This window comes from Flavobacteriales bacterium (assembly GCA_016712535.1).
Taxonomy (GTDB): Bacteria; Bacteroidota; Bacteroidia; order Flavobacteriales_F; family PHOS-HE28; genus PHOS-HE28.
Map to the genome: position 1 here is coordinate 1,332,123 of JADJQW010000002.1, position 12,330 is coordinate 1,344,452.

Annotated in this window: 8 protein-coding genes; 1 reads left to right on the forward strand and 7 read right to left on the reverse strand. The window is 63.1% G+C overall.

Annotation, left to right across the window (positions count from 1 at the left end):
* The first annotated feature begins 220 nt into the window (after positions 1-220).
* Complete coding sequence (locus IPK70_05440) at positions 221-2,959, forward strand: T9SS type A sorting domain-containing protein (protein MBK8226600.1); 2,739 nt, start codon at positions 221-223, stop codon at positions 2,957-2,959.
* Positions 2,960-3,002: 43 nt separating this feature from the next.
* Here IPK70_05440 and IPK70_05445 read toward each other — a convergent pair whose 3' ends face one another.
* The 7 genes from IPK70_05445 to IPK70_05475 all read right to left on the reverse strand — a co-directional run bounded on the left by IPK70_05445 (position 3,003) and on the right by IPK70_05475 (position 12,315).
* Positions 3,003-4,280: a hypothetical protein gene (locus IPK70_05445; protein MBK8226601.1), complete on the reverse strand. Its 1,278-nt coding sequence runs from the start codon at positions 4,278-4,280 to the stop codon at positions 3,003-3,005.
* 19 nt (positions 4,281-4,299) lie between these two features.
* Positions 4,300-5,292, reverse strand: coding sequence for a hypothetical protein (locus IPK70_05450; protein MBK8226602.1), 993 nt, complete (start codon positions 5,290-5,292; stop codon positions 4,300-4,302).
* On the reverse strand, positions 5,279-6,550 hold the full coding sequence (locus IPK70_05455) for a hypothetical protein (GenBank protein ID MBK8226603.1): 1,272 nt from the start codon (positions 6,548-6,550) through the stop codon (positions 5,279-5,281). The genes IPK70_05450 and IPK70_05455 overlap by 14 nt, the downstream gene beginning before the upstream one ends.
* On the reverse strand, positions 6,547-7,890 hold the full coding sequence (locus tag IPK70_05460) for a flippase (protein ID MBK8226604.1): 1,344 nt from the start codon (positions 7,888-7,890) through the stop codon (positions 6,547-6,549). The genes IPK70_05455 and IPK70_05460 overlap by 4 nt, the downstream gene beginning before the upstream one ends.
* A gap of 8 nt (positions 7,891-7,898) precedes the next feature.
* Entirely contained in the window at positions 7,899-10,229 is a 2,331-nt protein-coding gene (locus IPK70_05465; GenBank protein MBK8226605.1) for a polysaccharide biosynthesis tyrosine autokinase, read from the reverse strand.
* 1 nt (position 10,230) lies between these two features.
* Positions 10,231-11,010, reverse strand: coding sequence for a polysaccharide export protein (locus tag IPK70_05470; GenBank protein ID MBK8226606.1), 780 nt, complete (start codon positions 11,008-11,010; stop codon positions 10,231-10,233).
* 135 nt (positions 11,011-11,145) lie between these two features.
* Positions 11,146-12,315 (reverse strand): acyl-CoA dehydrogenase, encoded by a 1,170-nt coding sequence (locus IPK70_05475; protein ID MBK8226607.1) that lies wholly within the window; start codon positions 12,313-12,315, stop codon positions 11,146-11,148.
* Positions 12,316-12,330 lie beyond the last annotated feature (15 nt).

Sequence of the window (12,330 nt, forward strand, 5' to 3'; positions counted from 1 at the left end):
TCCTACGTGCAGCAAGTCACACGATTGCCATCGATTGAAGCGCGCAGGTGTCCAGAGGTTCTCATGGGCCATGGTGAAGGAGCGCGCCGCTGGTTTTCGCCGGAGGGCGAAGAGCGTTCGTCGGTGGAATGCCCCGTTCGTCGGGAACGGCCTTTTCCCGGTCGAGTTTCACGAACGTTGGCGCGGGCAGGGTGGTTGAAGGGCCCAAGTTCACCGACCCATGCGACTCCTCAACACCCGGAAGCTGCTCTTCATCGTCACGGCCCTCACGGCCCTCACGGTGCGAAGCGCCACCTACTACATCTCGCCCACGGGCAACGACAGCAACAACGGTACGAGCCAGGCCACGGCGTGGCGCACCATCGACCGGGCCAACCAGCTCAGCAGCAGCTTCCAGCCGGGCGACCGCATCTTATTCCAGCGGGGCGGGGTGTACCGGGGCAAGCTGAGCATCATGAACAGCGGCGCCGCCGGCAACCTGATCCAGGTCGGCGGCTACGGCACCGGGGCCCAGCCCATCATCAGCGGCAGTGTGGCCGTGACCAATTGGACCCAGCACAGCGGCAACATCTGGAAGGCGCCCATCACCGAGGCGGTGAAGTACGTTTATGCGGATGGCACCCTGCAGGAGCTCGCGCGTTTCCCCAACACCGGTTGGCTGCGCGTGGACCAAGGCACCAGCACCAGCCTCACCGATAGTGAGCTGAACCAGGCCAGCGGCTACTGGACCGGCGCCACCGCCGTGATCCGAACCACCAATTGGAGCTACGACACGGCTTACGTATCGGCCTTCAGCAACAGCACCCTCACGCACACGGCCACTGGCAACAACCTCGGCACCTGGCAGTTGGGCTACTACCTGCGCAACAAGCTGGCCCTGCTCGATGCCCCCGGCGAATGGTTCCACGACCGCTCGGCCGGCATGCTCTACATCTGGTGCCCCGGCAACGCCAACCCCAACAACGTGCTAGTGGAGGCCGCCGTGCTCGACAACGGCATCTACGTGGGCTGGCAGCGCCACCACATCAAGGTCGATGGCATCCACATGCGCCACCACACCGCGGCCAGCTTGCGGCTCTCCGGCACCTCCGAACTGGAGGCCCTGAACTGCACCTTCACCGATACGCGCCAGGCCATCTACAGCACCGGCAACAACCAGCACTTCCATCACCTCGATGTGCAGCGAACCTATGGCACTGGCATATCGCTGCTCGACAACAACACCATCCTGGAGCATTGCAACCTGCTGAACATCGCCGTGGTGAAGGGCCTCGGCGAGCAGAACATGGGCTACCTCGGAATCGGCACCAACGGCGCCGGCATGGTGGTGCGCGACAACCGCCTGGAGAACGTGGGCTATTGCGGCATCGCCGTGAACAACAACGCCATCGTGGAGCGCAATGTCGTGATCAACAGCATGGCCATCCTGAACGACGGCGCCGGCATCACCTTCGACAGCACCGACGGGGCCATCATCCGCGACAACATCGTGCGCGACCTCAGCGGCGATGTGGAGAGCAGCGCCATCGGCTGGATCCACTCCGTGCCCATCTGCATGGGCATCTACTTCGGCAATGTGTACAACCGCAACATCCTCGTGAAGGGCAACACCGTGATGAACTGCAAGGGCTCCGGCATGTACGTGGACCACACGATGGAATTCACCGGCAACCGGATCGAGGACAATGTGCTCTTCAACAACCAGATCCAGCTCTTCATCTCCGACTACAGCAACTACAACGGCCCCGGCGCCACTGCGCCTTTCCATGTGCCCGCGTACAACACCGTGTACAGCAACAACATCCTCTACAGCCTCAACAAGGACCAGCTGCTCATCCAGCAGTACCACGTGTACAGCGCGAATTGGGTGGACTTCGGCACCTTCACGGGCAACTACTACTTCAATCCTTACAACGACCGCAGCATCTACCTGCGCAACTCCGTCACCGGCGCGCACAACTACTACACCTTGGAGCGCTGGCAGGCCGACCACAACGAGGACCCAACGGGCACCCGAAGCCCGCTCCGCCTGCCCAGCATGGAAGTGACGCAGGTGCTCGCAGCCAACACGGTGCCCAACAGCAGCTTCGGCAGCAACGTGAGCGGATGGACCGGCTGGCCCAGCCAGGGCGTCATCACCCACAATACCACGAAGCTCGATAACGGCTGCCTCAAGACCAGCTTCACCAGCAACGCCACCTACGGCACGCACAACCTCAACCATAGCGCCACGGTCGGCATCCAGAACGGTGCCTGGTACCGCATGAAGTTCAGCGTGGTGAGCGACATCATGGGCGAGTTCACCGTGGGCTTCAAGGCCAACAGCCAGGCCGATGAGCCATGGCGCGTGGGCGAACGGACCTATTCCTACGACACGGAGCGCCGCGATGTGGAGCACATCTTCCAGAGCGACCGCACGGATCAGGGCGTGTGCATGTTCACCTGCCGCTACACCGATGGCATCTATTACCTCGACAACGTGTCGCTGGAGCGCGTGGAGGCAGTGCCCGTGAATCCCCTCGAGCGCCAGATCATCCTGGTGAACGACCTGGCCACGGCGCAGGACTTCGACCTGGTAGGCTGCTGGAGCGATGTGGATGGCAACCTGCACCACGGCTCCGTCACGCTCCAGCCCTACAAGTCCATCATCCTCATCAAGGAGAACGACAGCGATTGCTTGAGCACCGCGGTTGAGGAGGACATGGCGGTTGCCGGTGCCGATGGCAGGCTGATCTATCCGAATCCGGTGGAGCGCGGCTCGGTGGTCACCATCGCAATCGCCGACAACGCTCCCGCCTTCGTGCAGCTCGTGGGCCTGCAGGGCCAGGTGGTCTGGAGCGGTCGCGTGGCAGGAGGACGGTCGAGCTTCAGCCTTCCTGAGCACATGAGCGCGGGCACCTACGTGGTGATGGTGGAGCAGGACGGTCAACGCAGCCAACAGCGCATCAGCGTGCTTTGACGCAGGCAGGATATCCGGAGAGGCCCGCTTCTAGCGGGCTTCTTCAGTTCAGGGCATTCGCCTGACCTGAGGCGCCGCGCGCGCAGAGCGGTGCGAGCATGCTGAAGAGGATCACGTGGCCCAGGTCGGTGCCGTAGCAGAAAATGTCGATCTGCCAGATGAAGAGCAGGTAGCAGAGGCCAGCGAAGACCGGGGCTTGGGAGGTGCCGCGCAGGTACTCCCCGCGGTAGTGATTGAAGCCCTTCCAGAATAGGACATAGAGCAGCACCACGCCCAGCACGCCCTGCGATACGAGCACCTCGGCGAAGGTGCTATGCGAATGGATGTTGTAGCTGTGATCGGTGCCCCAGAGCACGGCTACAGGATCATAGAGCCGCAGCGCGTAGTGCCCCTTGTACCCGTTGCCGAAGAGCAGTCCGGTGCGGTCGGTGGCCAGCCAATTGCCAATGGCCTCCCAGATGTAGCTGCGGCCGTTGAACGAAGTGACGTCCTCTTTCGACACGCGCCCGAGGATGGCCGCGAAGAAGGGCATGCTCACCACCTGGTACACCAGCAGCGAGAAGCTCAGCAGCAGCGGAAGCGTGAAGATGGAGATGGCGTAGAGGCCGCGCGCCACCTTAATGGCCTTGGTGACGAAGAGGGCCGTGAGCAGCAGGAAGATGAGGGTCGATAAGCGGCTGTTGATCTTCAGCATCAGGTAGAATCCGATGGCCAGGGCCGCCAACGCCAATGCGGTGGCAACGGGGCGCTGCGCAGCGCCGCGCATGCGCACCAGCAGCATCAGGGCCCACACGCTGAGCAGGTGAGCTCCGGTGTAGATGCCGCGCAGGAACGGGAGGTTGGCGCGCCCCTCGAACGCATGGCCGATGGCGCGCACGCCGCCGAAGTAGCCGAGCACGTTGATGGCTAGCAACGCGCTAAGGCCAAGGAAGAGCACCTTTCCGAAGTCGAAGCCGAGGTCTTGCCGGCCGTGTATGCACACCACGATGGCTGCCGCGAAGGGCATGACGTACAGCAGGCAGCTCAACAGCGCATTGCCGGTGAGCACTCCAGGTATGCCGCCGCGCAGCGCCACGAATTGCGAGACCGCGAGCGTGCCGATATAGGCAAGGCCCAGCCAGCCCGTGATGGTGACGGCGCGCCGCACTTCATGCCGGTACACCGCATCGATCCAATGGAGGAGCACGATCGCGACGAAGGGTGCGACAGAGATGATCATGCCCTGGCTGATGCTCCCCTTCAGTCCGTAATAGGTCCCGAACCCGAACACCGGGAAGCCCAGGATGAAGAGGGCGGTGAAGAGCTGGCTCTTGCGGATCACGGCTGCGCGATGCTCGGTTTCAGTGTCCTTTGATCTTGCGCTTCAGCTTGATGATGCCCTGCACCACTGGGCCGTCCTGCCCGCCGAGCGCATCCTTCACGGTGTTCTTCATGCGCTCCATCGGCGTGAATCCGATGTAGCGCTTGAAGTACTCAGCATCACGCTGCGCATCGAGCATGATGTGCTGCGGATGTTTCAGCGGGAAGGCGATCGCCTTCGCCGTGCGCTTGTTGCGCGGGTCATCGGGCCCGGTGGTGTGCGTGCCGTCGCCATCGAAGCCGATGTTGTCGATCTGGTTCACGTGGGGCACGATGTTGAGCGCGTGATTGGCGATGCGCGTGAGGTCCATCTGGTAGCTCCAGGAGTTCATGCGTCCCTCGTGCACGCGGTTGAAGATCTCCTGCGCGAGCTCTTCCTCGTGGCGGTCGAGGAAGAAGTCCTTGAGCAAAGGGCTCTCCTTCAAGGCGGGCCACTGCTTCATGTCCACATCGTAGTGCCGCCACACGCGGCGCCAGCTGGCCCAGCCCCATGGCGCGCCATAGCCGTGCGTGCTGAAGTAGTAGTCGCCCTCTTTGGCGCCGGCCCAATCGTCCATGAGGTTGTTGCCCATGATCACCCAGATGCGCTCATCGTGCCGGTAGCGCACGAGCAGCTCCTGCGCGAAGCGGAAGAAGGAGGGCACAGGCAAGGTGTCGTCCTCCAGCACGATGCCTTCCTCTTCGTTCTCGAAGAACCAGTTGATGGCGCTGCTCACGCCTTTGCGCAAGCCCAGATTCTGCTCGTTGAAGCGGGTCCGGAGGTCGCACGGCCAATCGACCAGCTGGGTGAGCGCGCGCACTTCCTCGCAGCGGATGCGCTCCGCGCCGTTGCGCGGCCCGTCGCAGGCGAAGTAGAGCCGTGGCGGCTTCGCTTCGCGCACCGCATCGAATACCTGGCGCAGCGGCCCCACGCGGTTGAAGCCGATGAGCAGCACGGCGGTGTCCAGGCGGAATGGTGTTTCAGCGGCGTCCATGCTGAGGCGGGTTCAAGATGTTGTTGCGGTGGAAGAGCTCGAAGTCGTGCAGCATGCTGATGGCATGGCGCGCCACATGGGCCGGACCTGCGAACTCATCGAGGAATCGGTAGAGGAAAAGAAGCATGGCATCGCGGCGGCGGTGGGCCACATCCTGCGCGAGGTTGCCGAGCCGGTCGTTCGGGAGGATCTCGATGCATCCTCCTGCAAGCGCTGTGGGCAGCAGCATGTTGCTGCCGTGCACGCCCACCACGATCTGGCTTCGTGCATAGGCGCGGCACCACAACCGCTCGGTCTCCGGGTTCATGGCACGCGTGCGCAGGTCCACGGCGCCTGCGGGCATGGGCGACGGATCGCCCAAGCCCACAACGCTGGCCGTGCACGCAGGGATGGCTTCACGCACCAATCGGAAGGCACGCAGGGCCATGCGCTCCTGGTCCCATCGGAAATAGGCATCGGCCATGCGCTTGAGGCCCAGGCGGCGCAGGATGCGGTGCTTCTCCTTGTGCAGCGGCGTGCGGTACCAGAGCCGGTCCTCGCGGAGCACGATGGTGATGTGCGGCGGCTCCGAGTCGAAGCGCTCGATCTCGAACGGCTTCACGCCCGTGTAGCGCTCGATGTCGATGCCGCTCTTGTCGGGATGGGCGTATCCCCGTCCGAGCCACACTTCATCGAAATCAGTGAGGAAGGATTTCACCTGCCGATCGATGCTGCGGTACCAGCCGTGCGCCTGGCTGAGCTTCTGGTCCACCAGCCACACCTCGGCAACACCCGGGGGCACCAGCCACTCGAAGGAGCGCGGGAGCAGCAGCACCAGCCCGAGGTCCGGATGCTCATCCAGGTAGTGCTGCGCGTTCCAGAGCTTCAGCAGCACATGCCCATAGAGGAAATCGAGCGTGTCCAGCAGCACCACGCGCTTGCATTCCCGGAGCACGCGGCGCTCGATGCGCACTTCGGCATCGCTGGGCGCGCGGAAGCCCTGCATCAGCGGGCCATGCACCCAATCGCGCACCTGCTTGGGATTATGGAGCACGCCATCATCCATCCCGATGGCGAGGTCGTAATCCACCGCGAAGCCAACAGGCAGGTCATGGCAGAAGCGGTAGCCGCAGGAGCTGCACTGGTATTCACCGAGGATGTGGATGCCGGGAAACGCGACCCCGAGCACGCGCGGATTCGATTGGCCGCACTTCGGGCATGCGCGATCGGCGTATGGCGCTGGCTTCAGCGGGACGAGATGGCGGGAGGGCGCAATCATGCGGCGCGATGGAACTTCCAGAAGGTGAATATGCCGGTGAGCATCAGGCGAAGGTTCTCCCGGGTGCGCGGAATGAGGAGGTCGAGCACGAAGATGCTAACGGAGAAAGAGATGATGGTGGCCCAGATGGCGCCGATGGAGCGGTATTCGGGGATCAGCAGCCAATTGATGCCCACGTTGAGCGCCACGCCCACCAGCGCCGTGAGCAGCGAGTAGCGGAAGAGCCCCTCGTTGGTGATGAAGCTGCGCTTGCCGGTGCCCATGTTGGTGAAGAAGAGGCGGATGGCGAAGAGGCCGAGGAGCACGCCGGCCGGCTCGAATTCAGCCCCGAAGAGCAGCACCACGATGGGTTCAGCGAGCAGGTACAGCGGGATCGCTGTAACGAGGAACAGCCCGAACATGAGGCGGTACTGGTTCAGCAATCGGTCGGTGTACAATGCGTGTGAGACTGCCTTGGCCTTGGTGATGGCTGGCGCCAGGGTGCTCTGCACGATCATGGGCAGGAAACCGAGCGCCTCGATCATGCGCAGGGCCACGCTGTACTGCCCTACCTCGGCGAAGGCAGCTTCTTCACCGTCGGTAGCGGTGAGCATGTCCTTGATCATCACCTGATCGATGCGCGCCTGCACGAAGAGCGCCATGCCGTAGATCAGCATGGGCCACGATTCGCTCAGCAGCCGCAGGGACATGTCGCGCGTGGCCTTCCAATGGCGCCATTGCAAGCCATCGTGCTTGAATATGGTGAGGTAGCCCGAAGACAGCACTACATATTCCAAGGCATACATCCACGCGAAGCCGATGAGCGCTGGACGGCCTTCTGCATGACCGGTATGCACCGCCCAGGCCAGTGCGAGCTTCGCGGAAGAGGAGATGAGGGCCTGCGCCATCTGCACCTTGGCCACAGGGCCTGCTTTCACCTGCGACATGAACCATTGCTCGATCACGCCGACGGGCCGCATCAGCTCAGCAGAGGCGATCACGATGATGAGGGTGACCGTCAGCCCATCCATGCCCTTGAGCAAGGACCCGGCAGTAGCGAGCAGGACCATCAAAAGCGCGCCGAAGAGCTTCATCAGAGCGGCGCTGCCGAGGAGCTCATCGCGCTTCTCGGGGTGTCGCACCAGGTCGCGCACGAGGATCTCATCGATGCCCATGGCGCCGAGCGCGAAGAAGAGGCCAACGAAGCCGGTGGCGTAATTGAGCTGACCGAAGAGTTCATCGCCCAGCGCGCGGGCCACCACCACGCCGGTGAGCAGCACGAGGCCCAATCGGAGGATCCGCTCAACGAAGAGCCACGATACGTTCTTCAGGATCTTCTGCGCGCCTTCTGACCTGAGCATGCGCAGGGCTACTTGGTGTAGTAGCCGTAGCCATTGTTGCGGTCCGCCCGCACGTTGTTGAACAGCACGTCCACGCGGCCGAGCTGCCCCGACTTCACCAATTCGTTCACCGTACGGAGCGATCCGCGGCGCGTATAGCGCTCGCGCACCACATACAAGGTGACATCAAGGTGGCCCATGAGCACCACGAATTCGCTCACTAGTCCCAGGGGTGAGGAATCAACCACGATGTGGTCGTAGCGCTGGCGAACGGTCGTCATGAGCTCGGCCATGCGCGGGCTCTCAGCCAGCTCGCCGGGGTTCGGCGGAATAGGGCCGGCACCGATCACATCGAGGCCCGGCACATCGCTGCGCACGGTGATGCCCGCGATATCGGCCTCGCCGATCAGCCAGGTGCTCAGTCCAGGCCCATCCGGGAGTTCCATGGTGCGGCTCACGTTCGGCCGGCGCATGTCCGCATCGATGAGCAGCACGCGCTTGCCGGAGACCGCGAGCACCGTGGCGAGGTTCACGGCGCAGAAGGTCTTGCCTTCGCCGCTTGTGCCGCTGGTAAGGCCGATGACCTGCCGCGGTGCGTTGGCCTTGAGGTATTGAAGGTTGATGCGCGCGGTCCGGAACGATTCGGCCAGCAGGCTCTTGGGCTCGTCGGGCGTGATGCGGCGTCGTTTGCTGATCGGGATCACGGCGAGCACAGGCAAAGCGGTGAGGCGCTTGAGCTCGTCGAGGTCGTTGATGCGGTCGTTGAAGAAGTCGAGCAGGACGATCAGCAATGCAGGCAGCAACAGGCCGATCAACAGCGCGCCGCCGAGCACCACCTTCTTGTCCGGCCCGATGGCGCCTCCGATGGACCTTGCCTGGTCCACCACGCTCTTGTCCACCTGGTCCGATGCGATGGCGATGCCCGCTTCAGCCTTCTTCTCCATCAGGTAATTGTAAAGGCCGCCGCTCAGGTCGAGCTTGCGCTGCTTGATGCCCAATTCACGCTCCTCTCGCGGGATCTGCCCGAGCTGGTATCCGATGGAATTGACGCGGCTGGTGATCTCGTTGTAGTCGATCTCCGCGCGCTCCACCAGGCTGGCAGCGGTCTGCTCCAGCGACTGGGTGAGGTTCTTGAGCTTGCGCTCCATGGCAATGGTGGTGGGGTCGTTCTTCACCCCGGTGGTGCCCGTGCGCGCGGCCAGGTCGGAGCTCAGCCGCGTGATCTCGAGCACGAGGTTGTTGAGCACGGGGTCGTCGATGCCGCTTGATGAAGGGGCGGGCACGTTGCGCATGTCGCTCTGCGAGCGGATCTTGTCGAGCACGCTGATGCAATAGGAGCGCCTGCGCTGGATGCTGCTGCGCTCGTTCTCCAGCCGCGATCGCTCTTGGGCGAGCGCATCGGCGGTGCCCACGACATTGAACATGCTGGTGCTGCTGCGCACCTGCTGCATCTCGTTCTCGGCGCGGCGCAGCGAATCGCCCACCAGGCCGAGCTGATCGTCGATGAAGTCGATGGTGCGCAGGCCCTTCTGCTGCTGCTTGTACAGCGCTGTTTCGATGAAGGCGTCCATCAATGTATTGATGAAGGCGATGTCCTTCGATGGCGAGGCGCCCGCCATGGTGAGGGAGATGACGTGCCCGTTGTCATCGGGCTCGCTCACGCTCAGGCGCCCGCCGTAATTCATCACCTGGGCGTCGAGGCTGTTGATCTTGAAGAAGTAATCGGTCTCCGGGCTGTATTCCCGGTCCTCCGGGAACTCGATGCGGAAGCTCAGGTGGTCGCCCACGAAGGGTTCGCCGATGGGCACGGTCTGATCCAAGTCGTACTCGGGCACATAGGCCTCCATGATCTCCTGTTTCTGAACGTTGTACAGCATCACGTTCTTCCCCTTGGCCGTGACGCGGTAGGTGCCTGTGGCGCGGTCGACCTTCACATGGATGGGTATACCGGTCACCTGCACGCTCACCGAATCGAGTTGCACGCGGAAGGGCGGGAAGCTGTACTGCTCCTGGGTGAGGTATCGCTTGGTGGTGTAGTAGCTCACGCCGAAATCGAGGCGGTTGAGGGTCTTCACCATCATGCTGCGCGAGGTGAGCAGGGCGATGTCGTCCTCGAGCTGCGAGTTGCCGCGCACCAGCGACATGCCCTTGAGGAAGTCCTCCTGACGCCCGCCGAAGCCCCGGTCGCCTTCGCCCATGAGCATGCGAGCGCTCACCATGTAGGTCTTGGGGGTGGTCTTCAGGTAGGCCACCCCGAGCCCACCGGCGATGATGCCCGTGATGGCGAACCACCACCATCGGCGCAGGATCTTGCGCACAACAGCGCGCAGGTCGATGACGTCGGAGGCTTGCGCGGCCATGCTATTGGGTGTTGTTCTTCACCACCGTGAACACCACGGCTGCAGTGCTCAGCGTGGTGAGGATGATGGAGAGTATCTCGAGATTGATGCGCGCTGGGCGTGCGCGCAGGTGAGGGACGAAGACGACATCGTTCGGCAGCAGATAGTAGTATTCCGAGCGCAGCACATCGGTGGTGCTCATGTCCACGTACAGGGCCTGCACGCCGCGGTCGCTCTGGCGCATCAGCGTAACATGGCCCTTGTCGGCGAGCTCGAGCGGCCCTCCGGCCATGCTGAGCGCATCGAGGATGGTGATCTGGTTGTTGTACACCATGTAGGTGCCGGGCCGGCCCACGGCGCCGAGCACGCTTACCCGCCAGTTCACCATCTTCATGATCACCGTGGCGTTGGTGAAGTACTCGTTGATCTTGCGCTGCACCAGGTCCTGCGCCTCGCCGACGGTGAGGCCTTGCAGCTTCACCTTGCCTACCTGCGGAAGATGAACATTGCCGGTCTTGTCCACGGAGAAGCCGTTCACGTAGAGCATGGCATCGTTCACGCCCATGCCGCCGCCGGGGCCTTCGATGTTGAAGTAGCGGTGCGTCTGGTCATCGAGGCCCAGTACACGGATGCTGAGCACATCGTTCACTTGCAGGCGGTACTCGAATTTCTGGTTCTCGAACAGCTTGCTGGCACCGGGGGTCAGCGAAGGGTCGTTGAGGTAGTTGACGCTGCGGCGGCTCACGCAGGAGGCCAGGAGCAGCAGCGCCAGCGGGAGCAGGAACCGGTTGGGTGAACGCATGCGGTGCGAGGTGTTGGGCACTGAGCCCGGGGCCCTTGGAGGCACGGCCAAATATAGACGGGGCGAATGCGGCGGTTATCCGCTGTGGATGAACGACCGTCAACGATCGCCCGGTGAAAGCATGGCCTGATGGGTTCAGCCCTTCAGCACGCCCCGGCTGATCACGATGCGCTGCACCTCGCTCGTGCCCTCGTAGATCTGGGTGATCTTGGCATCACGCATCAGGCGCTCCACGTGGTACTCTTTCACGTACCCGTAGCCGCCATGCACCTGCACGGCCTCCACCGTGGTGCGCATGGCCACCTCACTGGCGAAGACCTTGGCCATGGCGCTGGCCTGGTCGTAGTTCAGGTGCCTGTCCTTCAGCCAGGCGGCCTTCAGGCAGAGCAGGCGCGCGGCCTCGATCTCGGTGGCCATGTCGGCCAGCTTGAAGGCGATGGCCTGGTGCTCGCTGATGGCCTTGCCGAAGGCCTTGCGCTCCTTGCTGTAGGCCAAGGCGAGTTCATAGGCACCGCTGGCGATGCCCAGCGCTTGTGAAGCGATGCCGATGCGGCCGCCGCTCAAGGTCTTCATGGCGAAGGTGAAGCCGAAGCCGTCGGCGCCGATGCGGTTGGCCTTGGGCACCTTCACATCCTGGAACATCAGGGTATGGGTGTCGCTGCCGCGGATGCCGAGCTTATCCTCCTTGGCGCCCACCACGAAACCGGGCATGCCCTTCTCCACGATCAGGCAATTGATGCCCTTGTGCCCTTTCGCCGCATCGGTCTGAGCCATCACCAGATAGGTGCTGGCGGATCCGCCGTTGGTGATCCAGTTCTTGGTGCCGTTCAGCAGATAGTGGTCGCCCATATCGATGGCCGTGGTGCGCTGGCTGGTGGCATCGCTGCCGGCCTCGGGCTCGCTCAGGCAGAAGGCGCCGATCACTTCGCCCTTGGCCAGCGGAACCAGGTACTTGCGCTTCTGCTCTTCATTGGCGAAGTGCTCCAGGCCCCAGCAAACCAGGCTGTTGTTCACGCTCATCACCACGCTCGTGCTCGCATCCACTTTGCTGATCTCCTCCATGGCCAGCACATAGCTGATGGTGTCCATGCCGCCGCCGCCGTACTCGGGGCTCACCATCATGCCCAGGAAGCCGAGCTCGCCGAGTTGGCGGATCTCTTCTTTTGGGAATCGCTGCTCACGGTCGCGGTCGATCACGCCGGGCTTGAGCACGTTCTGCGCGAAATCGCGCGCCGCATCGCGCACGGCGAGCTGCTCTTCACTGAGTTCGAAGTTGAGTCCGGCTAGGGTGTCGGTGGCTTGCATGTGTGTGGCCCGTCA

Coding starts and splice junctions, on each gene's coding strand:
- IPK70_05460 (MBK8226604.1), bottom strand. CDS start 7,890: ATGCTCAGGTCAGAAGGCGCGCAGAAGATCCTGAAGAACGTATCGTGG.
- IPK70_05475 (MBK8226607.1), bottom strand. CDS start 12,315: ATGCAAGCCACCGACACCCTAGCCGGACTCAACTTCGAACTCAGTGAA.
- IPK70_05470 (MBK8226606.1), bottom strand. CDS start 11,010: ATGCGTTCACCCAACCGGTTCCTGCTCCCGCTGGCGCTGCTGCTCCTG.
- IPK70_05450 (MBK8226602.1), bottom strand. CDS start 5,292: ATGGACGCCGCTGAAACACCATTCCGCCTGGACACCGCCGTGCTGCTC.
- IPK70_05465 (MBK8226605.1), bottom strand. CDS start 10,229: ATGGCCGCGCAAGCCTCCGACGTCATCGACCTGCGCGCTGTTGTGCGC.
- IPK70_05440 (MBK8226600.1), top strand. CDS start 221: ATGCGACTCCTCAACACCCGGAAGCTGCTCTTCATCGTCACGGCCCTC.
- IPK70_05455 (MBK8226603.1), bottom strand. CDS start 6,550: ATGATTGCGCCCTCCCGCCATCTCGTCCCGCTGAAGCCAGCGCCATAC.